Origin of the sequence: Corynebacterium sp. CMW7794 (genome assembly GCF_001563605.1) — a bacterium.
Lineage (GTDB): Bacteria > Actinomycetota > Actinomycetes > Mycobacteriales > Mycobacteriaceae > Corynebacterium > Corynebacterium phoceense.
This window is the reverse complement of the sequence record NZ_KQ961739.1, coordinates 1-26197: the sequence shown is the minus strand read 5'-3', so window position 1 is coordinate 26197 and position 26197 is coordinate 1. Positions and strand designations below refer to the sequence as shown.

The window sequence follows — 26197 nt, the reverse complement described above, 5'->3', positions numbered from 1 at the left end:
CCTGGGTCACAAAGAGACCAATACCACAAGTTTTTCCGTACTTACTGCTCAGCGAATTCATATAAAACGGCCGTTCCGTATCTATCGGGGGCAAATTACCCCCATCGCCCCCGGTGCTGAAGCGGTTCAGATTGGTATGTTCAGACTTCGCTCACGTCACGCGACTAGGCTTCCGCACTGCGCACCGGCTACTTTTATTCGCATGACTTCTTCTCCGCTTCCTCCCCCAGACACGGCGAACACTGTGACTTCCCGTCCCACCAACGCTGTCGATGCCGTCCCTCCTGCGCCCAAGCTCGCCGCGCTCGGCCTCCAGCACGTCCTCGCGTTCTACGCCGGCGCCGTCATCGTTCCTCTCCTCATTGCGGGCTCGCTCAATCTCGACACCGCGACGACCATCCACCTCATCAACGCTGACCTGCTCACCTGTGGTCTGGCGACCCTTATCCAATCGGCGGGCATCGGCAAGCACGTGGGTGTGCGTCTGCCCATCATCCAAGGCGTGACCACCACGGCGGTCTCCCCCATCATCGCCATTGGCCTGGGCGCGACGAACGGGGAAGGCGGCACCGCCTCCCTGCCCACCATCTATGGCGCCATCATCGTCGCGGGTCTGTTCACCTTCTTCGCCGCTCCTGTCTTTGGCAAGGTGCTGCGCTTCTTCCCGTCTATCGTCACCGGCACGGTGCTCCTCGTCATGGGCACATCGCTGCTCGCGGTCTCCGCCAACGACTTCATCAACTACGCGGAAGGCGTGCCGGCCACCCGCGACCTCCTCTACGGCTTCGGCACCCTCGCCGTCATCGTCCTTGTCCAGCGCTTCTTCCGCGGCTTCCTGGGTACGCTCTCTGTCCTCATCGGCCTCGTGCTCGGCACTGCCGTCGCTCTCGCGCTGGGTGATGCCTCCTTTGCCGAGGTCGCCACCGCCGACGCGTTTGGCATCACCACGCCCTTCTACTTCGGCATTCCGAAGTTCGACCTCGTCGCCATCTTCTCCCTCATCATCGTCATGATCATCACCATGGTCGAGACCACTGGCGACGTCTTCGCCACCGGCGAAATCGTCAAGAAACGCATTCGCCGCGACGACGTCGTGCGCGCCATCCGGGCTGACGGCGTATCCACCGTCCTCGGCGGTGTCATGAACTCTTTCCCGTACACCTGCTTCGCCCAAAACGTCGGCCTCGTGCGGCTTACTGGCGTCAAGTCGCGCTGGGTGGCCGTCGCCGCCGCAGGCTTCATGATTCTCCTCGGCTTGCTTCCCAAGGCCGGCGCCATCGTCGCCGCCATCCCCTCGCCGGTCCTCGGTGGCGCCTCGCTCGCGCTGTTCGCCAACGTCGCCTGGGTCGGCCTGCAGACCATCGCCAAGTCGGACCTCTCTGACGGCCGCAACGCCGCCATCGTCACCACTGCCCTCGGCCTGGCCATGCTCGTGACCTTCAAACCGGATATCGCGGCCGCCTTCCCGAACTGGGCACAGACCTTCGTCTCCTCCGGCATGTCCATCGGCGCGCTCACGGCCATCGTGCTCAATCTCCTCTTCTTCCACCTCGGCCGCCAGTCCGGCGCCGATGTCTCGCGCGCGACGGGCACCGGCGTGTCCCTCGACGAGCTCAACAACATGGAACGCGACGATTTCGTCGCAGCCCTGCGTCCCCTCTTCAACAACGAGACGTGGCCGCTGGAGACCGCCTGGGAAGCCCGCCCCTTCGCCGACATCAACGAGCTGCGCGCGGCCATCCAGGTCGCGGTGCTCACCGCTCCTTCGGAGCGCCGCGAGGCCCTCATCCACGATTACCCCGCCATGGACGACCTCCTTCTACGCCCGCAGGACGTCGCCACGGCCGACCGCGGCTCCATTGGCTTGGCCGAGCTTGACGATGCCCAATCGGAGAAGTTGCAAGAGCTCTCCGCCGCCTATCGCTCGCGCTTTGGGCTGCCCTTCGTGGCGTATCTCGACACCACCGACACGGTCGAGCGCGTCCTCGACGCGGGCGTGCGCCGCCTCGCCAACTCCGAAGAACAGGAACGCCGCGTGGCGCTGAGCGAAATCGTAGAAATCGCCAACGACCGCTTCGACCTGCTGCTCGCCGACGCCAACCCGGTGCGCTCGGCGTGGGACCGCAAGTTCACGGAAATCGACTAGCAGCACCGAGCTCGCCATCCGCGCCCCGCGAGCCTGGCTTTGGGTTTATGGCGTTTCGCAGCGCGTACCGCACCACCAACCGCCATAAAACCAAAGCTGGCCGCAAACGCGCGAAGGGCCGGCCTCGTTCGATACGAGGCCGGCCCTTTTATTGTGCGCCCGGGGAGAATCGAACTCCCACGTCCTAAGACACTAGAACCTAAATCTAGCGCGTCTGCCAATTCCGCCACGGGCGCGTGCGGGATAAAGCTTAGCAAGTGGACTGGGCGGGGAGTTAATGCGCGGGGTTAGAAAATTGGGGCACGGGGTGGGTAGGCTATGACGAGTGAGCAGCAAGGAACCGCGTAAACGTCAAAAGATCAAGGTCAAATGGTGGCACATCCTCTTGATCGCGTTCTTCGTGGTGACGTTCTTGTTCCTCGCGTGGTGGCAGTGGACGCGTTTTCAGTCCGGCTCCGGCACGTTCCAGAACCTGGGCTATGCCTTCCAGTGGCCGCTGTTCGCCGTCTTCGTGGTCTACGCCTACCGCACAGCGCTCAAGTATGAAAACGAGCGCATCGACGCCGAGAACGCGGCGGCCGCCGACGGCGACGAGGACTACCAGTATGTCTCCGAGCGCGAAGCGCCAAAGCATACGATGACCGCCATCGACGAGGACTTTTTGCCCTCCCGTCCCCAGATGGACGTCGAGGAATTTAACGCCTTGAATGTCCAGCGCCGTGAGCGCCCTTCAACCCGCAACGAAAGTGAAAGCAATGACTAACCAGCCCGCGCAGCACCACCCCGAACGCCAGGCACGCGTGAAGACCGCCCTGAACATCTTCTCCGTCTTCGCCTGGGTCACCGGTGTCTTCCTGCTCGCCCTCGTTGTCCGCATGGTGTGCCAGTACATTCTGAAGCTCGACATCCCGGAGTGGGCCACGTGGATCGCTATCGCCCACGGCTGGGTCTACGTCGGCTACCTGCTCTCCGTGCTCAACCTGGGCACCAAGGCACTGTGGCCTTTCCCGAAGATGCTCGGCACCGCCCTCGCCGGCGTTGTGCCTTTCTTCTCCTTCTTCATGGAAGCCAAGCGCCGCAAGGAAGTCATCGCAGCGTTCAACCTCTAAGATGCATACAAAAATCGCCGGTCCCCACGCGGGATCGGCGATTTTTTATGCGGACTTGGCGAGCTCCGCGATGTGGGGCACGAGCTGCTCGAGCGCGCGATGGCGGTGCGAGACAGCGTTCTTTTCGGCAGGGGTCATCTCGGCCGAGGAGCACTCCTCCCCTTCCGGCTGGAAGAGTGGGTCGTAGCCGAAGCCATTTTCGCCGTGGCGCTCGCGCAGGAGCATGCCCGGCCAGCGACCTTCGGCGAGGAATTCCTGACCATCCGGCGTGACGAGCGCGCACGTGGACACGAAGGCGGCGGCGCGGCGCTCATCCGGCACGTGCTCCATCTGTGCGAGCAGAAGGTCGTTATTCGCCTCGTCGTTGCCGTGGGTGCCGGACCAGCGCGCGGAGAGCACTCCCGGCATGCCGTTGAGCTCTTCGACGGCGATGCCGGAGTCATCCGCAATGGTGGCCAAGCCCGTATGGGCGACGCCGGCGCGTGCCTTGATGAGCGCATTGTCGGCGAAGGTTCGACCGTCCTCAACCGGCTCCTCGTACGCCTCCACCGCGGACAGCGGGAGGAGTTCGACGCCGGCGATGCCAGCCTCGGCGAGGATGGTCTCGAGCTCGCCCAGCTTCTTCTTGTTATTCGATGCGACGAGAATCTGCATGTGAAGTCCCAGTCCTAGTTCCAGCCGAGCGCTGCCTTTTGGGCCTCAATAAGCTCGTAGCAGCCCTTCTCCGCGAGATCGAGCATCTGGTTCAGCTCAGCGCGGCCGAAAAGTCCGTGCTCGCCGGTGCCCTGGATCTCCACGAAATTGCCGGAGGAGGCCATGACGACGTTGAGGTCGACCTCGGCGCGGGAGTCCTCCTCGTAGGGCAGGTCGAGTGACGGGCGACCGTCAATGATGCCCACGGAGACCGCAGCGATGGGGTCGAGCAGCGGCTCGCCAGGGACGACGCCAGCTTCCTTGAGGTGTGCGACAGCATCAGCCAGCGCGACATAGGCGCCGGTGATGGAGGCGGTACGGGTGCCGCCATCGGCCTGGAGGACGTCGCAGTCGAGCTGAATGGTGTTCTCCCCCAGCTCGCGCAGGTCCACGGCGGCGCGCAGGGAGCGGCCGACGAGACGGGAGATTTCATGCGTGCGGCCCTTGACCTTGCCCTTCATGGACTCGCGCGGCATGCGCTCGTGCGTTGCGGACGGAAGCATGGAGTACTCGGCAGTAAGCCAGCCCTCGCCGGAGTCCTTCTTAAAGCGCGGGACGCCATACTCGACGGACGCGGTGCACATGACGCGGGTGTTGCCGAACTCGACGAGGACGGAGCCTGCCGGGTTGGTCGTGAAATTGCGGGTGATGCGAACAGGGCGCAGCTCATCGAGCGCGCGGCCATCGAAGCGAATGAAATCAGACATGGGCTCTAGCGTACTAGAGCTCAAACTCCATGTCGGGAGCACCAACGACGATCTCTCCATCGAACTCGGCGCGGGCCGCGGCCACGGTGGCTTCGCGGTCGCCCCACGGCTGGAGGTGGACGAGCACGAGCTTCTTCACACCGGCGAGTGTCGCGAGACGCCCTGCCTCGCCACCAGACATGTGCATATTCGGCGCCTTGCCCTCCGAGGTTTCGCCCCAGCCCGCCTCGCAGAGGAAGATATCCGCATCCTGGGCGGCCGGAATGAGGTCCTCGGTAAATGCGGAGTCGCCGGAGTATGCGATAACGCGGCCCGACTTCGCGTGCTCCACGCGCAGTGCGAACGTCTCAGTGGGGTGGATGGTGCGGTACGGCGTCATGTAGACCTCGTCGACGAGCTGGCGTTCGCCCTGGCGCCAGTTGTCGAAAGCGAAGGTATCCGAGAAATCGTCGACCTCATCCGGCACGTCTGCGGACAGGCGGCCGAGGTGCACCGGAGTGGCGGCCGGGCCGAAGCACAGGTTGCGCGCGGCGGCCGGGGCCGTGGGATGGAAGCGACGCCAGACCATGAGTGACGGGAAATCCATGCAGTGGTCAGCATGGAGGTGGCTAAAGGTCACGTGAGCGTCACACGGATCCTGGTGTTTCTGCAGCTGTGCGAGCGTCCCCGGGCCCATGTCCATGACGATGGACGGGGCGTTATCGAAGGACACGAGGTAGCCCGACGCCGGATTAGCAGGCGTGGGCACAGAGCCGGAACAACCAAGGATGGTCAACTTCATGGGTACATCGTTGCACGAAAGTAACCAAAAGTCAGGCAATCGTCACTCGATTGCGAGAAACTTCTGGGTTATCCCTGAATGTGGTTGAATTCACCGGGGCCGCGGCCGAGGAAGCGCGCGGCGAGTTTATCAAAGAGCTCCGGCGCACCGGTGGACTCAAAGACGCGGGTGGGCGGCTCGGGGTTGGCGCGCAGCATATCGGACTCCGTGAGCACCTTGAGCACGTCTTTCGCGGTTTCCTCTGCAGAGGAGACGAGCGTGACGTTGTCCCCCATCGCAAGTTGGATGACACCGGAAAGCAGCGGGTAGTGTGTGCAGCCGAGTACGAGCGTGTCGACGCCCTCGGCCTGCAGCGGCGCGAGGTAGTTTTCCGCCACGCCCAGAATCTGGCGGCCGGAGGTAATGCCGCGCTCCACGAAGGGCACGAAGTCCGGGCACGCGGTGGCGAAGGCCTGGACGCCGGGATTGACCGCGAAGAGGTCCTGGTACGCGCCAGAGTTGACGGTGCCTTGCGTGCCAATCACACCCACCTTGCCGTTGCGGGTTGTCGCCATCGCACGGCGTACGGCGGGGCGGATGACCTCGACAACGGGGACGTCGTAGCGCTCGCGCGCGTCGTGCAGGAACGCCGCCGTCGCCGTATTACACGCGATGACGATCATCTTGCAGCCGCGCTCCACGAGCTCGTCCGCAATGTTCTGAGAGAACTGGCGCACCTCGGCAATGGAGCGTGGGCCGTACGGACCGTGAAGAGTATCGCCGATGTAGTGGATGGACTCGTGAGGCAGCTGGTCCATGATCGTGCGAGCCACGGTGAGCCCGCCCAGACCAGAGTCAAAGACGCCGATGGGAGCGTCTGCAGCAGGAGAACTCAACGCAGTTCCTGCTTTCGCGAACCGGACAGAGCCCTGACTGGATCGTCGGAGGTAATGGTCATGCCGGCGAGAATGCCGCCGATGGCGCCGAAGAGGTGGCCTTGCCAGCTCACGCCCTCATAGACAGGCAGCACGCCCCAGATAAGACCGGAGTAGGCGAAGGCCAACACAACGCCGGTAAAGAACTGCACGAGCGAACGGTTAAACACACCGCGCACGATGAGGTACGCGAGCCAACCGTAGACCATGCCCGAGGCGCCAATGTGCAAGGTACCCGGCCCACCAAAGAGCCACGTACCCACGCCAGCGACGAGCAGAACGATAGCGGAAACTTCCCAGAACGCGCGGCGGCCGGACAAGCCCACGATGAAACAGAAGATGGCGCCCGGAATGGAATTACCCATGAGGTGCTCGAAGTTGGCGTGAAGGAAGGGCGCGAAGAAGATACCCCAGATACCGGAGAAGTCGAGCGGGCGGATACCGAAGTAGCCCAGGTGTCCGCCGAAGATGACGGCGTTGATGATGTGCACGCCCCACTCGATGACGAGGTAGCCAATAGCAAACGTCAGGCCTGCACGGATGCGTCCGCTGCGCGTGTAATTCTTCGAATCACCAGAATTCCGGCGCGGGGCGGGCGCGCCGCCGGGCCGGTACTGGTAATTCTGCATTCCGCCATAAGTCATAATGCGACCTACTTTAGCGCGGCGGGCGACATCAGGCGCGTTTCGGCAGCGTCGCGTACGTCGCAAGCCCAAATCCCGGCGCGGCATGCACGACTGCGTCGACGATGGCGGCCTCGACGGCGTCAGCTGCTGCGACGCCGAGCGCCATCATGGTCGGCGTGTCCACGCCTGCCGCCGCTGCCGGTGCCGCCGCTGTCGCGTCGGCAGGGGGAGCAGAGAGGGCAAAGATGGTGTCACCGTCGAGCGGCGAGTGCGCCGGACGCACGGCTCGGGCGATGCCGTCGTGCGCTGTAAGCGCCAAGCGCTTGGCTTGGGCCTTGGTCACCGGGGCGTCGGTGACGACCACGCCAATGGTCGTGTTGAGCTTCGACTGCTTGGGGTCCGGCACCGCGGCGTAGGCCTCTGGGTCGAGCGCCTCGAGGCTCTCCCCCGTCGCGCGCTCGTAAGCGCGGGCGCCGAAGAGCTCTCCGGTCTCGGCGTCGACGACCTCACCCGCCGGGTTCGCGACCATATAAGCGGTGACCTGATAGTTGTGAGACGGCGCATGTGCGGTGACGCTCGCGCTGCCAAAGCCGCCGCGCAGGCGGCCAGCCGTGGCGCCCGTCCCGGCGCCGACGGTGCCGGAAACCTCCAGCAGTGGTGCGAAGGCGGCATCGGAAAGCGCGGCACGCAGGGCGGCGGCGCCATCGGAGGCGGTGGGATAGTGGACCTCGCCGACGATGAGGTCGAAGATGACGGCCGCGGGGATGATGGGCACGCGCGGGCCGGGGCGGCCCTCGCCGAAGACGGGGAAGCCAATGTCGCGCGTGGCGAGCTCGCGCATGGCGCCGTCCGCCGCGGCGAGGCCAAAGGCGGACCCACCGGAGAGAACAATGGCGTGGACGCGCTCTACCGTATTATGCGGCTCGAGAAGATCGGTCTCACGGGTGCCGGGACCGCCGCCGCGGACATCGACGGACGCGACGGCGCCCTGCGGGCCGGCGTAGAGGACGGTGACGCCCGTGTCTCCGAGCGTGGCGTGGCCGATGGAAACCATGCGCCCGACCGCCTAGTTCATCATGGCCTGGAGCAGCGAATCCTGCGCAAAGGCGAGCCACTCGATGATGGCTTCCTGATCCGCAAGGGCTCCCTCGCCGCGCATATCGCCCGCGGCAACGTAGAGGCGCAGGTCGTTCAGACCTGCGACAAACGCGGGGGCCTCGGATTCTTCGATGGAAACCTCGACGCCACCGGTGGGGCCGAGTGCCTCGTTGATGACCTGGAGGTTCTGTAGCTTTGCGCGCGCGATGTCGTTTTCGTGGAGTGATCGCAGCAGCGCATTATCGCCTTCGAATTCCTCGTCTCCTTCCTTCTCAAAGTCCGGGAAGAGACGCGCGAGCGACGGATCCTCGGGGGCCTCCTTATGGCCGGAGGCAATGCCCATCATCTCCGCCAAGTCGTCCTTGGGCGCGGACTGGGCGCGCTTGATGATCGCCTCGGAGACCGTCGCCGTGAGATCGCCTATGACCTCGCGCTCGATGGGTTCAAAGCGCGTGACGTACCGCGCCGGACGCATGAGCGACTTTTTCTTCTTCCATGCCTGCATGTATTCAGTCCTGTCTGCTCTAGCCGGCCTGCTGCATGGTGGCCCACAGACCAGCAATCTGCAGCTTCTTTACGTCGGCCTCAATCTTGTCGCGCTCGCCCGTGCTCACTGCGGCCTTGCCTTCGGTATGGACCTGCATCATGAGCTCGTTCGCGCGCTTCTTGTCATAACCCAGCACGGTCTGGAAGACATAGGAGACATAGGACATGAGGTTGACCGGATCGTCCCACACGATGCACATCCACGGCAGGTTTTCGCTCGTGGCGACATCAATCTGAATGTCTTCATCCAGCTCCGGGGTGGCCATCGGCGAACCGAGGGTCGGGTTAAGGGAGAGATTCATGGTACTTAGCCTAATCAATCTGTCCCTCTTTCGACCACAGTCCGCCCCACCGGCGCGTGAGAAAGAGCGCAATTGCCTTGCCAAGGGCGTAAATTAATCTCAGAAACTGTTTATTTCCTATTTCGAGAGCTGCATTCTCTCCCCTCCCTCTGTGAACGAACCCATCAACGTCCCCCAGCTCTGTGCCGAGCTTCGCAACGGCAATCTGAGTCTGTAGAGTCTGGTCAATCTGGTCACAACTGCGTGGACGGTCGCAGCCCTCATTGGCACTCTCTTCATCTTCGTCGGTGCCGCGAAGGACGGCTCCTCGACCCCGGCGGGTGATTCCACCGATGGACGACGTGAGATGCTGCTCAACCCCTCGCTCACCACGATCGGCGTAGCGTACGACTACAACAGCGGCTACGTCGACACCGTTGTGACGATGGAGTAAGTTCGCGAGCCCCCTGCGTTGCCGTGGTGATCTGGACTGGGGCTTGTTAAAGACCTCACAAAATATCGTGCGCCGCGTATGATTGAGCGGCATGAATGACTCTGCTTCCGCCGTTTCCTCCCCTGGCAGCCGCTCGACGGGCTTGTTGACCGATAAGTACGAGCTCACCATGCTTCAGGCAGGGCTGCGTGACGGCACCGCGCACCGTAAGGCAGCTTTCGAAGTTTTCGCTCGCCGCTTGCCGGGCGAGCGCCGTTACGGCGTGGTCGCGGGCATCCCGCGCGTGCTCAAAGCCATTGAGTCCTTCCGCTTCACCGAGGACCAGCTTGCAGACCTCGACTTCCTCGACGAGCAGACGATTGAGTACCTGCGTAATTACCGTTTCTCCGGCCAGGTGGACGGCTACCGCGAAGGCGAGCTCTACTTCCCTAATTCGCCGCTGCTGACCGTGCGCGGCACGTTTGGCGAATGCGTCATCCTCGAAACGGTCATCCTGTCCATCATGAACGCGGACTCTGCGGTGGCATCGGCAGCCTCCCGCATGGTGGTGGCCGCAGACGGCCGCCCGATCATCGAGATGGGCTCGCGCCGCACGCACGAGTACGCCGCGGTCACCGCGACCCGCGCCGCGTACCTTGCGGGCTTTACCTCCACGTCGAACCTTGAGGCAGCGTACCGCTACGGCATTCCGGCTTCTGGCACGGCGGCGCATGCGTGGACGCTCGCCCACGTCAACGATGACGGCACGCCGAACGAGGAGGCCGCTTTCCGTTCGCAGATTGAAACGGACGGCGTGGACACCACCCTGCTCGTCGACACCTACGACATTACGAAGGGCGTGGAGACGGCCATCAAGGTCGCGGGCACGGAACTCGGCGGCGTGCGCATCGACTCCGGCGACTTGGGTGCCGTGACGCGCCGCGTGCGCAAGCAACTCGATGACCTGGGCGCGCACAACACGCGCATTGTTGTTTCCTCCGACTTGGATGAGTTCTCCATTGCGGGTCTGCGCGGCGACCCAGTCGACGGCTACGGCGTGGGCACGTCCGTGGTCACCGGCTCCGGCGAGCCGACCGCGTCCATGGTCTACAAGGTTGTTGAGGTCGAGGGCCACCCCGTGGCCAAGCGTTCCTCCTCCAAGCGCTCCGTAGGCGGAGCCAAGCGCGCCATTCGCACGCACCGCTCCACTGGCGTCGCGCTCGAGGAAATCGTCTTCCCCTTCAACGCGGAGCAGCCGGAAGTTCCGTCGCACCTCACGGTGCGCGAACTCACCGTGCCGCTCATGCGCGACGGGCATGTGGTCGAGGGCCTGCCCACGCTCGAGGAATCCCGAGCCTTCCTCGCTGAAATCCGCGGCACCCTGCCGTGGGAGGGCCTGGCGCTGTCCAAGGGCGATGTGCCGGTGTCAACGCGCATGGTGGGCTTCCCGCCAGCCAAGTAGTCCATCGGCTTTCTTTCCCGCACGGTGATCGCCTGACGCGTCCACGCCTCGTCGCCCTTCCGCATGTTTAGCTGCCTTCAGCACGTTGGGGCAGCAGGCTAGACTGGCCGGGTGGAGAAATCGACCGAAGAGCTTCTAGAGTCCGCCGTCGCCGCCTTGGGTGGTGCCCGCCGCGAAGGCCAAGTCCGCATGGCCAAGGCCGTGACCAAGGCCTTCGAGACCCAGCGCCACCTCGCCGTCCAGGCGGGCACTGGTACGGGTAAGTCGCTGGCCTACCTCGTCCCCTCCCTGCGTCATGCCCAAGGCGCGGAGACCTCGGTCATCGTCTCGACGGCGACGCTCGCGCTGCAGCGCCAGCTCGTCCACCGCGACCTCCCGCGGCTCACCGAGGCGCTGGCCGAGGAGATGGACCGCGAGCCCACCTTCGCCATTATGAAAGGCCGCGCGAACTACCTCTGCCTCAATAAGCTGGCGCAGCCGGAGTCGCCGGAAGCCATGCTCGATGACGGCGCGGGGCTCGATGGTGGCTCGTGGCGCGAGCGCGCCGCCCAACGCGTCACGGAATGGGCCCAGGAAACGGAGACGGGGGACCGTGACGACCTCGAGCCAGGCGTCCCAGACGACGTGTGGAAGGCGTTTTCCGTCACCTCCCGCGAATGCCTAGGGGCCTCGCGCTGCCCGCACGGCGAGGACTGCTTTGCAGAGCTCGCCCGCCGCGAGGCCGCGGACGCAGACGTCATCGTCACTAACCACGCGCTGCTCGCCATCGACGCGCTCTCCGAGGCAAATATCCTGCCCGACCACGATGCCGTGGTCATCGACGAGGCGCACGAACTCGATGACCGAATTACCTCCGTCACGACCGCGGAGATTACCGCCCGCGTTATCTCCATGGCGGGCAACCGCGTCAAGGCACTCGCCTCGGACTCCGGGTTGACGGACCTCGCGGAGGAATTCACCATCGTCACCGCGGATTGCCCTGAGGGCCGCTGGACGGACATGCCCGAGCCCGTCTCCCAGCACCTCACCGGTATGGAAGACACCCTTCGGCGCATGCGTGAGAAGATCGCCCGTGCGCCCGAAGGCGAACAAAAGGACGACCCAGAGAAGTTCGCGGAGCGCCAGAACCTCACCAATCACCTCTCCGATCTCGCCGAGGCCGTCGCCCGCATGCGCGCCGTCTTTGCCCAAGGCAACCCGGCTGAGCACGAGGACGTCGTGTGGCTCTCGCGCCGCAATGGGGAGGGCCCCGCCACCCTCGCGGTCGCGCCGCTGTCTGTCGCGGACCTGCTGCGCTCCAATCTCTTTGGCGAACAGACCGTCGTGCTCACCTCAGCCACGCTGGCCCTCGGCGGCCGCTTCGACGTCATGGCCACACAATGGGGCCTGCCCACCGGCACGTGGGATTCGCTCGACGCCGGCACGCCCTTCGATCCCGCGAAGTCCGGCATCCTCTACACCGCAGCACACCTGCCGCAGCCCGGCCGCGACGGATTGTCCCCGGAAACCCTCGCGGAAATCTATGAGCTCATCATGGCCGCGGGCGGGCGCACCCTCGGCCTCTTCTCATCCCGCCGCGCCGCGAATCAGGCTGCCGATGCCCTCCGTGCCCGCCTCCCCTTCGACCTCTACGTCCAAGGAGACGACACGATCGGCGCGCTCGTCGATAAATTCGCGAAGAACGAGAATTCCTGTCTCTTCGGCACGCTCACGCTGTGGCAGGGCGTCGACGTCCCCGGACCGGCCTGCTCGCTCGTCCTCATCGACCGCATTCCGTTCCCCCGCCCCGATGATCCCCTCATGCAGGCACGCACCGATGCCGCCAAGGCCGCGGGCCGCAACGGTTTCATGGAAGTCTCGGCGACGCACGCAGCGCTCCTCATGGCGCAGGGCGCCGGCCGGCTGCTGCGCCACGTCGGCGACCGTGGCGTCGTCGCCGTCCTCGACCCACGCTTGGAGACCAAGCGCTACGGCGGCTTCCTCAAGGCCTCGATGCCGCGCTTCTGGCAAACCACGAACCCAGAGACCGTCCGCGGCGCACTCAAACGGCTCGTGCAGCAGCTCTAGCACGCGCTCGCACCGGCTACGCGCCGGATTTCGGAACAACGAAGGTCCAGATTTTTCGACAATCTGGGCCTTCGATGTCCTAAGATTCCGACTCTGTCGTTGCAGCCTCCAGCACCAGGTGTCAGCGGCGAACCTAGGCCGCAGGAAGCGCGACCACCGTCGCCGAGTCCGGCGCAACCTCGGTGTAGCCCGCGTCGCGAACAACCACAGCACCGGGGCGTGCGCAGGCAGCCTGGAACTCGGCCGTGGGCAGCTCGCGTACGGACAGCGGGAAACCACGCTCGGCCCAGTCCGCGACCCAGGCATAAGGCTGTGCCGCGGCGAGCAGCATAGAACCGTGGCCGACCTGGGCGGCGGCTTTGCCGGCGGTCATCGCAAGCCCCTCGTCGATGTAGATGACGGGCTCGCCCGGCGTTGCGGGCCCGGGCACATCGTGCTCGAGCTCGGTGTGGCCGATCTGCAGCTTGGAGATGAGCGGGTCCACGTCTACCACCGCCGAGGGCGCAAACGCGCGAGCACGGTCATCGACTGTGACGCCGGGCAGGTTCTGCACGTCGCGCCATGCCTTGTTGCGGGCGCGGCGGGCCACCTTGCGAATACGATGGCCGTACCACGCCGCGAAGGCCTCGGCATAAGCGGTGTCGTCGCCGGCGCGCGGGTCAAGGCACGCAGCGACGACGGCACGTGCAGCGGCCTCGAGGACCTCCGTGCGTGTGGGTGTGTCCTGCTTGGGCAGGTTGAGCACAATCTGCATGGCCTGGATAGTCTCCGGACGGTCCGGATCCTCCGGGTCATCGCGCCAGGACCGGTCGTTGCAGGCCGTGGCGAGACGCGCATGCGCTACGGCGAGGCTCATTCGGCGTCCTCAGCCCGCACGACGTCATCAGACGGGATGCCGAGGATCTGCAGGATTTCGTCCATGTACGGGTGGTTGACCTGTGCGTCGGCCACCTCGCGCAAGGCCGGCTTAGCGTTAAACGCGATACCCAGTCCGGCGGCGGTAATCATGTCGATATCGTTTGCGCCATCGCCCACCGCAATGGTGCGCGACATGGAAATGCCCGCATCCGCAGCGAACTCGCGCAAAAAGTCTTCCTTCGCCTGGCGGTCGACCACCTTGCCAATGACACGACCCGTGAGCTTGCCATCCTCGATCTCCAGGGTGTTAGCACGCACGTAGTCGAGATCGAGCTCCTTGGCCAGCCCCTCCAGCACCTGGATGAAGCCGCCCGAGACCACCGCCACGCGGTAGCCCAGGTTCTTCAGCGTGCGAATCGTCGTGCGCACGCCCGGGGTAAGCGTGAGCGACGCGGCAGTCTCGTCAATGACACTTGCCGGCAGACCCGCTAGCGTCGCGACGCGCTCACGCAGGGAATGCTCAAAATCAAGCTCGCCGCGCATGGCGCGCTCCGTGACCGCGGCAACCTCGGCCTCTTTACCGGCGTGGGCCGCGAGCATTTCGATGACCTCACCTGTGATCAACGTGGAGTCGCAGTCAAAGCAGATGAGACGACGCGAACGACGGGACAGGCCAGCGGACTCCACCGCGATGTCGATACCCAGCTGTGCCGAGAGTGCCGCCAGCGCTTTGCGCAGTGACTCCTCCTCGCCCGGCACCGTCACAGACAGGTCGAGAGCGGTGACGGGCTCCTGCGACAGGCCGCGAATACGATCGATGTTGACATTGAAGTTGGCCAGTTCCTGCGCAACAGAAGACAGGTGGGATGCCGTGAGGGGGCGCCCCATGACGACCACGGCGTGAGTGGAACGCGAGCGCGGCAGGGCATCGGAAAGCTCCGCAGAAATTTGCTGCTGGTAAATGCTCAAGGTATTGCGCAGCCCCTGCTCAATATCCTCGAGGCGGTTGGGGTTCAGGTCGACATAGGCAGACAATGAAATGCGGCCCGAGAACAGGGCCTGCTCGACGTCCACGAGCTCCACGTTGTAGGAGCCGAGAACGCGGAAGAAGGCGGCGGAGACGCCAGGCTTATCCGGGCCCGTGGTGGTAATCACAGCATTAGTCATGAATAAGATTATGAGCCTCTATAGGAAAAACGGCAAAAGCCGCCGCCCGTAACAGGCGGCGGCGAGAGCTTCAGGAGAGTACCGAATTAAACGGTGATGCCCTTACCGGACGGGTTCGTGCGTGCAGCGCCCTCGCGCGGGTCCGGCTTATGGCCAGCGTGTGCCTCGACGCGCATGCGCTTAACCATGTGCGGGTAGTGCAGCTCGAAGGCCGGGCGCTCCGAACGGATGCGCGGCAGGGAGACGAAGTTGTGGCGCGGCGGCGGGCAAGAGGTCGCCCACTCGAGGGAGTTGCCGTAGCCCCACGGGTCGTCGACGGTGACGATCTCGCCGTAGCGCCAGGACTTGAAGACGTTCCAGACACACGGGATAACAGAAGCACCGAGGACGAAGGAGAAGACGGTGGAGATCTGGTTGTAGACCGTGAAGCCGTCAGACTCGAGGTAGTCGGCGTAACGACGCGGCATACCCATGTTGCCGACCCAGTGCTGAACCAGGAAGGTGCCGTGGAAGCCGATGAAGGTCAGCCAGAAGTGAATCTTGCCCAGGCGCTCGTCCAGCATACGGCCGGTCATCTTCGGGAACCAGAAGTACAAACCACCGAAGGCGGAGAACACGACGGTACCGAACAGCGTGTAGTGGAAGTGCGCGATGAGGAAGTAAGACTCAGCGAGGTGGAAGTCCAGTGCCGGGGAAGCCAGCATAACGCCGGTCATACCACCGAAGAGGAACGTTGCCAGGAAGCCCATGGCCCAGATCATCGGGGTCTCCCAGGTGATGTGACCCTTCCACATGGTGCCGACCCAGTTGAAGAACTTCACGCCGGTCGGGACCGCGATAAGGAACGTCATGAAGGAGAAGAACGGCAGCAGGATGGCGCCCGTGACGAACATGTGGTGTGCCCACACAGCCATGGACAGGGAGCCAATCGCCAGGACGGCGAAGACAAGGCCGATGTAGCCGAAGACCGGCTTACGGGAGAAGACCGGGACGATCTCGGAGATAACGCCGAAGAACGGAAGGGCCAGGACGTAGACCTCCGGATGGCCGAAGAACCAGAAGAGGTGCTGCCAAAGGATGGCGCCGCCGTTAGCGGAGTCGTAGATGTGACCGCCAAGCTTGCGGTCGTAGAGGACGCCCAGGGCGGCGGCGGTCAGCAGCGGGAAGATCATCAGGGCGATAACAGACGCCGTGAAGATGGCCCAGGTGAAGACCGGCATACGGAACATGGTCATGCCCGGTGCGCGCATGGTCAAAATGGTGGTGACCATGTTGATAGCGGAAGCAATGGTACCGACACCGGTAGCACCGACGCCAACGATCCACATGTCAGCGCCAATGCCGGGGGTGTGGACGGAGTCTGCCAGCGGCATGTACATCGTCCAGCCGAAGTCAGCAGCGCCACCCGGGGTAGCGAAGCCGAGGAGCATGACGATGCCGCCGAGGAAGGTGATCCAGAAGCCGAAAGAGTTCAAACGCGGGAAAGCCACGTCCGGTGCGCCAATCTGCAGCGGCAGGACGTAGTTACCGAAGCCCCAGACAACCGGGGTAGCGAACAGCAGCAGCATGACGGTGCCGTGCATGGTGAACAGCTGGTTGAACTGCTCGTTAGAGAGGAACTGCAGACCCGGGCTGAACAGCTCGGCGCGGATGAGCAGTGCCATGAGGCCACCGAGGAAGAAGAAGCTGAAGGCCATGATCAAATACATGATGCCGAGCTGCTTGTGGTCGGTGGTGGTCAAAAACACCCAAGCCTTGGAACCGTTCTTGCCGTTTCCTTGAGGCTCCGGGCGGGTGGGCTGGACATAATTTTCCAGCCTTGGCGCCACAGCGGTCATAAAATCCTCCTGAATGTAAGACGCGTGGGACTGCAGTCGCGCGCGCCGTTGGTTTACAGGCGTTAATAATAGGCGAGCCGGCGGGCGTTTTTCCAGCCCTTCCCAATGTTGAACATTCCGCTCACCTGCACATGTGACACATGTGACTCACATTCCTGCAGGACGTGCGCCGTCCGTCGAAATAGTTCCATATTCGCCCAAGGTTTTTAAGTGGTGTACCCCACAGAAACACTGGGACGTGCCTGGGAAAAAGCTACGAACTGTACCCCCGGTAGGTATCAACCGATCGGTTGATCGCCCCTGAGGTCTCAGCGCCCCTCCCCATTGGACTACGGCCCAAGACACGACGAAAGCGCCGGCACCACACCGACGCTTTCCTTATATATAGGCCTGCTGCGCGCTCCCCCGCGGCGCGCTAGCCCTGAGATTAGAAGTCCCAGTCGTCATCCGTGGTGTCCTCGGCCTTGCCGATGACGTAGGACGAACCAGAGCCCGAGAAGAAGTCATGGTTCTCGTCCGCGTTCGGCGACAGCGAGGAGAGGATGGCCGGCGATACGCGCGTCTCATCCGCCGGGAAGAGGCCCTCATAGCCCAGGTTGTTGAGCGCCTTGTTCGCGTTGTAACGCAGGAAGCGCTTGACGTCCTCAGTCCAGCCCAGGTCGTCGTAAAGATCCTCGGTGTAGTCGATCTCGTTGTCGTAGAGATCGTAGAGAAGGTCGAAGGTGTAGGCCTTGAGCTCTTCCTGCTCGGCCTCGCCGAGCTTCTTCACGCCCTGCTGATACTTGTAGCCGATGTAGTAGCCGTGCACGGCCTCGTCGCGAATGATGAGGCGGATGATATCCGCCGTATTGGTCAGCTTCGCGCGCGAGGAGAAGTACATGGGCAGGTAGAAGCCGGAGTAGAAAAGGAAGGACTCGAGCAGCGTCGAGGCGACCTTCTTCTTCAGCGGATCCTCGCCCTCGTAGTACGACAGGACAATCTTCGCCTTCTTCTGCAGGTTTTCGTTCTCCTCAGACCAACGGAATGCGTCGTTGATCTCCGGCGTACTGGCCAGCGTCATAAAGATATTGGAGTACGACTTCGCGTGGACGGACTCCATGAACGCGATATTGGTATAGACGGCCTCCTCGTGAAGCGTCTGGGAATCCGGCAACAGCGAGATAGCGCCCACGGTGCCCTGGATGGTGTCAAGCAAGGTCAGGCCGGTAAACACACGCATGGTGGTTTCCTTTTCCTTGTCATTGAGTGTCTTCCAGGACGGGATGTCATTGGACACCGGAATCTTTTCTGGCAGCCAGAAGTTGCCGGTCAGGCGGTCCCAGACTTCCGCGTCCTTTTCATCCGGAACGGTGTTCCAGTTGATCGCCTTGATGGGCTTCTCATGGCTATTGACGTACGCCTCGTAATCCTGCGTCACTGCAGACTCCCCTTGCTCTGTCGGAAAAGGATGTGTGTAACTCGTGCAAGTCTACCCGTCCGCGCCCCCTCCAGCACAACCGCAGGTCACTGGGATCAGTTAAGATCTTTTATTCCTTGATCGATACCGTACATAACGTTGTGTACAGGTCATATTTCAAATTTGCTACATGGAATTTCGCTTAAAGTCTAGCCTTGATATGACTTACGATTTATCTTGATGATGGAAAGCCAAGGTCTAGTTTCCAAAAATCATATTATTCCCCTATCTTTCCCAAAGGAGCACACAATGACGACTTCAACCCACGCAGAGGCGGCAGTCCCCCTCTTGTCGCACGTTCTCGATGAGATCGGTGCAGAAATCGTCACCGGCGTGATCAAGACCGATCAACGCTTCACACTTCAGGACATTTCCGTGCGTTTCGGCATTTCACGCACCGTCGCGCGCGAGGCCATGCGCGCCCTCGAGCAAATGGGCTTGGTCATGTCCTCACGCCGAGTGGGACTTACCGTCCTCCCCATGACCGAATGGAACGTTTTCGACCAGCAAGTTATCAACTGGCGCTTAGCCGGCGAGAAGTCCCGCGGCCCGCAGCTGCACTCCCTCAACCAGGTGCGTTTGGCCATCGAGCCCATCGCCGCGCGTCTTGCCGCCAGCACGGCCAGCGAGGAGCAGCGTGGAGAGATCCTCGATCTGGCACTGCGCCTGCACGAGCTGGAGGTCTCCCCCAGCCACCGTGTCGGCGAGGAGCTGGCTATCGATCTCCGCTTCCACGCGTCCATCCTCTACGCCTCCGGCAATGAGATGTTCGCGGCCTTGGCGCCGTCTCTGCTGGCCATGCTCAAGGGCAAGTCCGTCTACGGTTCCCGCAAGCGTGACCCCATGTCCGGCACCGTGGATCTCCACATCGAGCTGGCAGAGGCCATCCGCGATGGCGAGGCCGCTCAGGCCGAGCGTCTCGCCCGCGAGATTCTGGATGAGACCAGCTCCACCAGCATCTAGCCACAGGCTCCAGGCAGGTTCGCGCTTGCCGATGCCCCCTACCCTCGGCACAGCGCCCCCTCACCGGCGAATGCCCCGTCGCTCCATTCAGTATGAACGGAGCGACGGGGCATTCCTCATATCGCGTGCTGCTTAGAGCATGCAGGACACGCAGCCTTCAACCTCGGTGCCCTCGAGTGCCATCTGACGCAGGCGGATGTAGTACAGGGACTTAATGCCCTTGCGCCATGCGTAAATCTGCGCCTTGTTGATGTCGCGGGTGGTCACGGTGTCCTTGAAGAAGAGCGTGAGAGACAGCGACTGGTCCACGTATTTCGTGGCCTCAGCGTAGGTGTCGATGATCTTCTCGTAGCCCACCTCGTAAGCATCCTGGAAGTACTCAAGGTTGTCGTTATCCATGTGCGGAGCCGGGTAATAGACACGGCCGATCTTGCCTTCCTTACGGATCTCGATCTTGGAGGCAATCGGGTGGATGGACGAGGTCGAGTTGTTGATGTAGGAAATCGAACCCGTCGGCGGGACAGCCTGGAGGTAGCGGTTGTAGAGGCCGTGCTCCATGACGTCTGCCTTAAGCTGCGCCCACTCGTCCGCGGTCGGGGTGTGGATCGAGGAAGCATCGAAAAGCTCCTGGACGCGCGGAGTGCGCGGCTTGAACCCCTCCGGATCAAAGTTGTCGAAGTACGCGCCAGAGGCGTACTCGGACTTCTCGAAGTCGGCGAAGCGCACGCCGCGTTCCTTCGCAATGGCGTTGGAGGCGCGCAGCGCGGCGTAAAGCACCGCCGCGAAGTAGGCGTTGGTGAAGTCCAAGCCTTCCTCCGAACCGTAGTAGATGTGCTCGCGGCCCAGGTAGCCGTGCAGGTTCATCTGGCCCAAGCCAATGGCGTGCGCGTCATCGTTGCCCTTGCGGATGGACGGCACAGAGTTAATTGCCGTGCTATCCGAAACGGAGGTCAGTCCGCGCACGGCAGTCTCCACGGTCTTGGCGAAGTCCGGGGAATCCATGGTCATCGCGATATTGAGCGAGCCCAGGTTGCACGAGATATCGGAGCCCAGCTTCTCGTAAGAGAGATCGTCATTGAACTCGGAGGGCTCGTTGATCTGCATGATCTCGGAGCAGAGGTTTGACATATTGATCCAGCCGGTCTTTACCGGGGTCGCACGGTTCACGGTGTCCTCGAACATGATGTACGGGTAGCCGGACTCAAACTGGATCTCCGCGATGGTCTGGAAGAAGTGGCGCGCGTTGATCTTCTTCTTGTGGATGCGCGGATCCTCGACCATCTCGGCGTAGTGCTCGGTAATGGAGATATCGCCGAAGGCCTTGCCGTAGACGCGCTCCACGTCGTACGGGCTAAACAGGTACATATCGTCGTTCTTGCGGGCCAGCTCGAACGTGATATCCGGGATGACGACGCCGAGCGAGAGGGTCTTAATACGGATCTTCTCGTCCGCGTTCTCGCGCTTGGTGTCGAGGAAGCTCAGGATGTCCGGGTGGTGGGCGTTGAGGTACACCGCGCCGGCGCCCTGGCGAGCACCGAGCTGGTTGGCGTAGGAGAAGGAATCCTCGAGCAGCTTCATGACCGGGATGACACCGGAGGACTGGTTCTCGATATGCTTGATGGGCGCGCCGGACTCGCGGATATTCGACAGGAGCAGAGCCACGCCGCCGCCGCGCTTGGACAGCTGCAGAGCGGAGTTGATGGAGCGACCGATGGATTCCATGTTGTCCTCAATACGCAGGAGGAAGCAGGACACGAGCTCGCCGCGCTGCGCCTTACCTGCATTGAGGAAGGTCGGGGTGGCCGGCTGGAAGCGGCCGGTCATGATTTCATCCACGAGGTTCTCAGCGAGAGCCGTATCACCATCAGCGAGGAAGAGCGCCGTCATGGACACACGATCCTCGAAGCGCTCGAGGTAACGGCGGCCATCGAAGGTCTTCAGCGTGTAGGACGTGTAGTACTTGAACGCACCGAGGAAGGACTGGAAGCGGAACTTGTACGAGTACGCACGCTTGAACAGCGACTTGATGAAGGCGAAGTCATAGGCGTCGATGACGGCCTTGTCGTAGTAGTTGTTCGTGATGAGGTAGTCGATCTTCTCTTCCAGATCGTGGAAGTAGACCGTGTTCTGGTTGACGTGCTGAAGGAAGTACTGGTTTGCCGCCTCACGGTCCTTGTCGAACTGGATGCGACCGTTCTCGTCATAGAGGTTAAGAAGCGCGTTGAGCGCGTGGTAATCGAGTTGCTGCTCCTGGGTGACCGGTTCCGGAACGGTCTTTCCTACAAGATTCGACACGTATGAGCCCTTCCTAAAATTCGTGGGGTATAACGACTGCGTACGCCCACTTTAGTTTTGCTTGGCCACGGCCGCAGGGCACGTGGTCACAGCACTGAACTGATAAACCCCCGGCAGGCGCAGACGGCGCCTGGCCGAGGGATGGAAATATGAAGTTTTACGCCGCCTCGAGGCCCAGATCCTGGGCCGCTCCCAGGAGACCCTCGCGGCACAGACGAACATCCTCGTCCGTACCCAGGAGCTCGAAGCGATAGACATAGGGAACCTTGCACTTGGCAGCGATAACATCGCCCGCCTTGCCAAAGTCTGCACCGAAGTTCGAGTTTCCGCCGGCAATCACCGCGCGGATAAGCGAACGGTTGTGTTCGTCATTAAGGAAACGAATGACCTGTGGCGGCACAGGACGCGAGTTCTGGTGCGAGATGCTCGCGCCGCCACCATAGGTGGGACACACCAGCACATACGGCTCATCAACGATGAGCGGCTCTTCCGACTTGCGGAGGGGAATGCGGGCGCTGGGCAGACCAAGTTTGTCTACGAAGCGGCGCGTATTTTCCGTGGCGGAGGAGTAGTACACGACCAACATGGTGCGACCTTCTTTGTTTGTGCGGTATGAAACGGTGCCGCGCGGCTCACGTGGAGACCACGCTGCCGGAGCTAGCCAGAACTAGGCAGCAGCCTTCGCCAGGGACTTGATGCGGTCCGGACGGAAGCCAGACCAGTGCTCACCGTCGACCTCGACGACCGGTGCGGCGACGTAGCCGAGAGCCATGATGTAGTCACGAGCCTCGTCATCCATGGAAACATCGATGATGTTGTACTCAAGACCTGCGCGGTCGAGAGCCTTCTTCGTAGCGTTGCACTGGACGCAAGCGGGCTTGGTGTAAACGGTGATAGACATAGCGGCGATTCCCTTAAGATAAAGCTGAGTTTCTCGGTCGTTGAAGGCGTGTGCGATTGCGTCGCAGCGGGCCCATTCCCTCCTTCCCCGGAGGACTGCTGACCGCCACAAGCGAGCGCCTTAGCTCGACCGCTTCAACATGAATGACACTATACTTTGTGGCCATATGCCGCAACCGATACTAGATATAGTAGTTACAGGGGTGGAATTCCCAGCTGGGCACTGCCCCCAGCCCTACATGTTGGTAGCCGCTTCACACCCACGAAGTTACACACATGGAATTCCCCAGACTTATCCACAACCCGTCCCTGGGAAATTCACAGGGCGCGTGAGCAACGTCACATTTTTTGTGCAACCGCCATCCCCCTGCCGGACGTTCCCCGATAGCCTGTGGCGTCGCTCAACGCCGCCGAACTCGTGCCATCGCCCCTTCTCCCCTGCCTTCGCGTTAGGCGCACACTGCCAGGCCCCTCGCGGCCAGAACGGCCCGCACGACAGCCCGCACTCCCACGGGGATGACTACGCCCCGGAGCCACAACCCAGCCGACCCTAGCGTGACCCTCACACTCCGTCGATTCGACTTTCGTCCATTTCCCCAGCCACCCCAAGGCTAAGACAAAACGCACTGCGCCCCGCGGCCACAAAACCGTGGCGCGGGGCGCAGTGAAAGATGTGCAGTTCTTAGCCCTGGCGAGCCTTGAAGCGCGGATCCTTCTTGTTGATCACGAAGACCTTGCCGTGACGGCGCACAACCTGAGCGCCCGGCTTGTTCTTCAGCGACCGAAGCGACTTGCGGACCTTCATCGGGCGCTCCTTTCGTTATGCGCTATAAATAAACAGCGGGTGAATAATATAGCATGACACATACGCGTCATGACACGAGGTGAAATGTTACCCCACGCCCTACCCATACACCAAAACGCTTAGTCTTCGGAGTAGCGACGCCGCAGGGTGCGGCCCACCTCTTCAAGACTGCGGCCCATCGTTTCCGGTACGAGCGCACGCGTATAACCCATGGCCACGATGCCCAGCACACCGAGGATAGCGAAGGCTATGGGACCGGTGAGCCACTCGACCAGCGGCAGAAAGAACTGTGCCACGACCCAGTTCGCGGCCCAGAGGGTCAGCCCCGCGATACCCATGCCCAGCCCGCGCACGCGCAGCGGCACGAGCTCAGAGATAAGCAGCCAGGTCGTGGGTGAGACGGCGGCCTGCTGCGAGGCGATGAAGACCGCCATGAAGATGAGCGAGACCCCGGCCATGGTCGTGGAGTCCTCCGCAAAGGAATAGACCACGGCGAGGATAAAGAGGGACACGGCGTTACCCGCGAGGCCAATGAGAAGAAGGCGCCGGCGGCCAATCCGGTCGACGACGTGGAGTCCGGCCCAGCACGCAACGACGGAGACGGCACCGATGAGCATGGAGGTGTAGACAGAGTTCTGTGTCGAGATGCCCACGTGGTTCATCATCGTCGGGGCGAAGTACACGATGGCGTTAACCCCGGTGATCTGTTGAGTCAGCCCCATGAGCATGGCCAGACCTACCGAGACGCGCATCCAGCGACTGCTGAGGAGCTCGCGTAGCTGCGTGCCGACAGACGGGGCGGCGTCATCCGTATCCATGTCAGGAACAGGCATATTGGTTCGGCACGCCACGCGTGCGGCGGTGCGGCTGTGGCCGTGCTGCGTGAGCCACGTGGGAGTCTCCGGCAGGAAGGCCATGCCCACGGCGAGCAGGGTGCCAGGAACGGCAGCAAGCCCCAGCATGAGACGCCAGTTGCCGCCGCTAGCCAGGGCGGAGTTCACGAGATAGGCGGCAAGCTGTCCCACCACGATCATGAGAGTATTGAGCGAGACCATGCGTCCGCGCACGCGAGCGGGGACCATCTCCGCGATATACATGGGCGACACGATGGACACGGTGCCGACGGCGACGCCGAGGAAGGCGCGGGCGCAGGCAAGCCCCGTTATGGATTCCGACAGGGCACACCACACTGAGCCCAGGACGAAGACTATGCCGCCGAGGATGAGGGTGATGCGACGGCCGAGGAGGTCTGCGACGCGGCCGGCCACGAGCGCGCCCAGGGCCGCGCCGATAAGCAGCGTGGAGGTCACCAGCCCCTCCCCGTGGGCAGACATGCCAAACTCCGGCGCAATAAAAAGGAGGGCCCCAGACATGACGCCTGTGTCATAGCCGAAGAGTACTCCGCCGAGCGCGGCTATGCCCGCGACAAGGCGAATGTAAGTGCGTTCATTCACGAGCAGCTATTGTTCCAGCCCACTACGATGGGCTGCATGTCTACTACCACCGGAAATCTCCAGTCCACCATCATAAAAGCGCTGGGTGTTAAGCCCTTTATCGATCCAGACCGAGAGATTGAGACCCGCGTCACCTACCTCGTGGACTACCTGCGCACGACCGGCGCGAAGGGCTTTGTCCTTGGCATTTCCGGCGGCCAGGATTCCACTCTCGCCGGCAAGCTCGCCCAGCTGGCGTGCGACCGCGTCGACGGCGCGGAGTTCTACGCCGTGCGCCTGCCCCACGGCGTGCAGGCGGACGAGGAGGACGCGCAGGTGGCGTTGCGATTTATTGAGCCGGATCACTCCCTCACGGTCAATATCAAGGACGCAACGGCGGCGCTTGATGACGCAGTCGCGCAACAGCTAGGCAAGGTCGGCCTTGGCGACTTCAACCGTGGCAACGTGAAGGCTCGTCTACGTATGACGGCGCAGTACGCGCTCGCCGGCGAGGTGGGCGCGCTCGTGCTCGGAACGGATCACGCCGCAGAAAATGTCACCGGATTCTTCACCAAGTGGGGCGACGGCGCAGCGGATCTGCTGCCGCTCGAGGGACTCAACAAGCGCCAGGGTGCAGCGCTCCTCCAGGCCCTCGGCGCGCCGGACTCCACGTGGGAGAAGATCCCCACAGCCGACCTCGAGGAGGACAAGCCGCAGCTGCCGGACGAGCAGGCGCTCGGCGTGACCTATACCGATATCGATGATTTCCTGGAAGGCAAGGAGGTCTCCCCCGCTGCGCAGGAGCGCATCGAGGAGCTGTGGCGCCGCGGCGCACACAAGCGCCGCATGCCGGGCGGTCCGGTCACTAATTAGTCGGACGCTCCGCCGCGGGCGGCGCTAGCGCAGAAGCTCGAGCGTCGCCTGCGCCGCGCGCGTCAGTGGCTGGGCGTAGGCGGGTCCATGTGTCTGCGCGTGCACTGCGAGCGGATGGAGCTGGTGGAGCGGGAGCTGCTCCCAGATATCCTCCGGTGCGCCATAGCCGCCAAAGATCTCGTCGAGCAAGGGGGCATCGAACAGCGCGAGCATGCCCAAGTCGGTGTAGGGGTGGCCACCGTGCGCGGCGGGGTCAATCATGACGCCGCGCACTCCCCCGCCCGGAGCCGGGGTGAAGATGAGGTTGCCGGACCACAAGTCGCCGTGGAGGCGCGCGGGGGCGACGTCCCAGTCACGGGCAGCGATGGCGTCGCAGGCGCGCTCCACGAGGGCGAGGGCCGGCGCGGCGAGGTTTCCCACCCGTGCGGCGGCGCGGGCGAAGGGGCGCACGCGTTGCTCCGCGTAGAACTCACCCCAGTTATCCGTCGGCTCACAAGGCTGCTCGATGCTGCCAATGTACGTACGTCCGGCCCAGCCCGCGGGAGGGGCGCCGAAGGCGGGCGCACCGGCTTGGTGGAGGCGCCGGAGTGCCGCACCGAACTCGTGCGCCGCGCGCGGAGTGGCCCGCGCCGCGGCGAGCCTTTCGATAGTGAGCTCCGTCCCGCCGACGCTGAGGACGGGCACGACGGAACCCGGGACGGCATCGGCAAGCCGGGTTAAGGGACAGAATGTGTGTCCGGATGTGC

At 63.0% G+C, this 26197-nt stretch carries 25 protein-coding genes and 1 tRNA gene; 7 read left to right on the top strand and 19 right to left on the bottom strand.

From position 1 onward, the window contains the following. The first annotated feature begins 202 nt into the window (after positions 1-202). Positions 203-2146: a solute carrier family 23 protein gene (locus HMPREF3227_RS07305; RefSeq protein ID WP_066491534.1), complete on the top strand. Its 1944-nt coding sequence runs from the start codon at positions 203-205 to the stop codon at positions 2144-2146. A gap of 154 nt (positions 2147-2300) precedes the next feature. Here HMPREF3227_RS07305 and HMPREF3227_RS07300 read toward each other — a convergent pair. After that, positions 2301-2382 (bottom strand) — tRNA-Leu (locus HMPREF3227_RS07300). An 89-nt stretch (positions 2383-2471) separates the two neighbouring features. Here HMPREF3227_RS07300 and HMPREF3227_RS07295 point away from each other — a divergent pair. Further along, positions 2472-2909: a hypothetical protein gene (locus HMPREF3227_RS07295; RefSeq protein ID WP_066491532.1), complete on the top strand. Its 438-nt coding sequence runs from the start codon at positions 2472-2474 to the stop codon at positions 2907-2909. Beyond that, positions 2902-3255, top strand: coding sequence for a DUF3817 domain-containing protein (locus HMPREF3227_RS07290; RefSeq protein ID WP_066491524.1), 354 nt, complete (start codon positions 2902-2904; stop codon positions 3253-3255). The genes HMPREF3227_RS07295 and HMPREF3227_RS07290 overlap by 8 nt, the downstream gene beginning before the upstream one ends. Before the next feature lie 45 nt (positions 3256-3300). Here the strand turns inward: HMPREF3227_RS07290 and rdgB are convergent, their stop codons facing one another. The 8 genes from rdgB to clpS all read right to left on the bottom strand — a co-directional run bounded on the left by rdgB (position 3301) and on the right by clpS (position 8922). Further along, positions 3301-3909: an RdgB/HAM1 family non-canonical purine NTP pyrophosphatase gene (gene rdgB, locus HMPREF3227_RS07285; protein ID WP_066511756.1), complete on the bottom strand. Its 609-nt coding sequence runs from the start codon at positions 3907-3909 to the stop codon at positions 3301-3303. Between the two features lie 14 nt (positions 3910-3923). Further along, positions 3924-4655, bottom strand: a complete 732-nt coding sequence (rph, locus tag HMPREF3227_RS07280; RefSeq protein ID WP_066491519.1) for a ribonuclease PH — start codon at positions 4653-4655, stop codon at positions 3924-3926. A gap of 13 nt (positions 4656-4668) precedes the next feature. After that, positions 4669-5436, bottom strand: coding sequence for an MBL fold metallo-hydrolase (locus tag HMPREF3227_RS07275; protein WP_066491512.1), 768 nt, complete (start codon positions 5434-5436; stop codon positions 4669-4671). A gap of 68 nt (positions 5437-5504) precedes the next feature. Further along, a complete protein-coding gene (gene murI, locus HMPREF3227_RS07270) occupies positions 5505-6311 on the bottom strand; it encodes a glutamate racemase (protein ID WP_066491510.1) in 807 nt (268 codons plus the stop codon). Then, a complete protein-coding gene (locus tag HMPREF3227_RS07265; protein ID WP_066491508.1) occupies positions 6308-6994 on the bottom strand; it encodes a rhomboid family intramembrane serine protease in 687 nt (228 codons plus the stop codon). Before HMPREF3227_RS07265 ends, murI begins: the two co-directional genes overlap by 4 nt. A 31-nt stretch (positions 6995-7025) precedes the next feature. Beyond that, a complete protein-coding gene (locus HMPREF3227_RS07260) occupies positions 7026-8030 on the bottom strand; it encodes a P1 family peptidase (RefSeq protein ID WP_066491503.1) in 1005 nt (334 codons plus the stop codon). A 12-nt stretch (positions 8031-8042) separates the two neighbouring features. Beyond that, positions 8043-8579, bottom strand: a complete 537-nt coding sequence (locus HMPREF3227_RS07255) for a DUF2017 domain-containing protein (RefSeq protein WP_066491496.1) — start codon at positions 8577-8579, stop codon at positions 8043-8045. A 19-nt stretch (positions 8580-8598) separates the two neighbouring features. Next, positions 8599-8922, bottom strand: coding sequence for an ATP-dependent Clp protease adapter ClpS (clpS, locus tag HMPREF3227_RS07250; RefSeq protein WP_066491494.1), 324 nt, complete (start codon positions 8920-8922; stop codon positions 8599-8601). Between the two features lie 524 nt (positions 8923-9446). Here clpS and HMPREF3227_RS07245 point away from each other — a divergent pair. Further along, a complete protein-coding gene (locus HMPREF3227_RS07245) occupies positions 9447-10796 on the top strand; it encodes a nicotinate phosphoribosyltransferase (protein WP_066511751.1) in 1350 nt (449 codons plus the stop codon). Positions 10797-10907: 111 nt separating this feature from the next. Further along, the gene (locus HMPREF3227_RS07240) at positions 10908-12863 is read left to right on the top strand and encodes an ATP-dependent DNA helicase (protein WP_066491489.1); all 1956 of its coding nucleotides are present in this window, start codon (positions 10908-10910) and stop codon (positions 12861-12863) included. 133 nt (positions 12864-12996) lie between these two features. Here the strand turns inward: HMPREF3227_RS07240 and HMPREF3227_RS07235 are convergent, their stop codons facing one another. The 4 genes from HMPREF3227_RS07235 to nrdF form a co-directional block, all read right to left on the bottom strand. Beyond that, positions 12997-13719, bottom strand: coding sequence for a peptidyl-tRNA hydrolase (locus tag HMPREF3227_RS07235; protein ID WP_066491486.1), 723 nt, complete (start codon positions 13717-13719; stop codon positions 12997-12999). Then, entirely contained in the window at positions 13716-14888 is a 1173-nt protein-coding gene (serB, locus tag HMPREF3227_RS07230) for a phosphoserine phosphatase SerB (RefSeq protein WP_066511742.1), read from the bottom strand. Before serB ends, HMPREF3227_RS07235 begins: the two co-directional genes overlap by 4 nt. Positions 14889-14974: 86 nt before the next feature. Further along, positions 14975-16726 (bottom strand): aa3-type cytochrome oxidase subunit I, encoded by a 1752-nt coding sequence (ctaD, locus tag HMPREF3227_RS07225; protein WP_066491481.1) that lies wholly within the window; start codon positions 16724-16726, stop codon positions 14975-14977. 427 nt (positions 16727-17153) lie between these two features. After that, a complete protein-coding gene (nrdF, locus tag HMPREF3227_RS07220) occupies positions 17154-18143 on the bottom strand; it encodes a class 1b ribonucleoside-diphosphate reductase subunit beta (protein WP_066491475.1) in 990 nt (329 codons plus the stop codon). A gap of 288 nt (positions 18144-18431) precedes the next feature. On the opposite strand from nrdF, the gene HMPREF3227_RS07215 reads away from it, so the two are divergent. Next, on the top strand, positions 18432-19145 hold the full coding sequence (locus HMPREF3227_RS07215) for a FadR/GntR family transcriptional regulator (RefSeq protein WP_066491470.1): 714 nt from the start codon (positions 18432-18434) through the stop codon (positions 19143-19145). A gap of 132 nt (positions 19146-19277) precedes the next feature. On the opposite strand, the gene nrdE is transcribed toward HMPREF3227_RS07215, so the two are convergent. The 5 genes from nrdE to HMPREF3227_RS07190 form a co-directional block, all read right to left on the bottom strand. Next, on the bottom strand, positions 19278-21440 hold the full coding sequence (gene nrdE, locus HMPREF3227_RS07210; RefSeq protein ID WP_066491466.1) for a class 1b ribonucleoside-diphosphate reductase subunit alpha: 2163 nt from the start codon (positions 21438-21440) through the stop codon (positions 19278-19280). A gap of 157 nt (positions 21441-21597) precedes the next feature. Then, complete coding sequence (gene nrdI / locus HMPREF3227_RS07205; RefSeq protein WP_066491463.1) at positions 21598-22026, bottom strand: class Ib ribonucleoside-diphosphate reductase assembly flavoprotein NrdI; 429 nt, start codon at positions 22024-22026, stop codon at positions 21598-21600. Between the two features lie 81 nt (positions 22027-22107). Then, positions 22108-22341, bottom strand: a complete 234-nt coding sequence (gene nrdH / locus HMPREF3227_RS07200) for a glutaredoxin-like protein NrdH (protein WP_066491460.1) — start codon at positions 22339-22341, stop codon at positions 22108-22110. A gap of 681 nt (positions 22342-23022) precedes the next feature. Further along, complete coding sequence (ykgO, locus tag HMPREF3227_RS07195; RefSeq protein WP_012732041.1) at positions 23023-23145, bottom strand: type B 50S ribosomal protein L36; 123 nt, start codon at positions 23143-23145, stop codon at positions 23023-23025. A gap of 119 nt (positions 23146-23264) precedes the next feature. Continuing rightward, complete coding sequence (locus HMPREF3227_RS07190; protein ID WP_066511740.1) at positions 23265-24599, bottom strand: sugar porter family MFS transporter; 1335 nt, start codon at positions 24597-24599, stop codon at positions 23265-23267. A gap of 27 nt (positions 24600-24626) precedes the next feature. On the opposite strand from HMPREF3227_RS07190, the gene nadE reads away from it, so the two are divergent. Beyond that, the gene (gene nadE, locus HMPREF3227_RS07185) at positions 24627-25451 is read left to right on the top strand and encodes an ammonia-dependent NAD(+) synthetase (protein ID WP_066491933.1); all 825 of its coding nucleotides are present in this window, start codon (positions 24627-24629) and stop codon (positions 25449-25451) included. A gap of 24 nt (positions 25452-25475) precedes the next feature. On the opposite strand, the gene HMPREF3227_RS07180 is transcribed toward nadE, so the two are convergent. Next, the coding region (locus tag HMPREF3227_RS07180) for a fructosamine kinase family protein (protein ID WP_066511738.1) at positions 25476-26197 on the bottom strand (722 nt) is incomplete at its 5' end.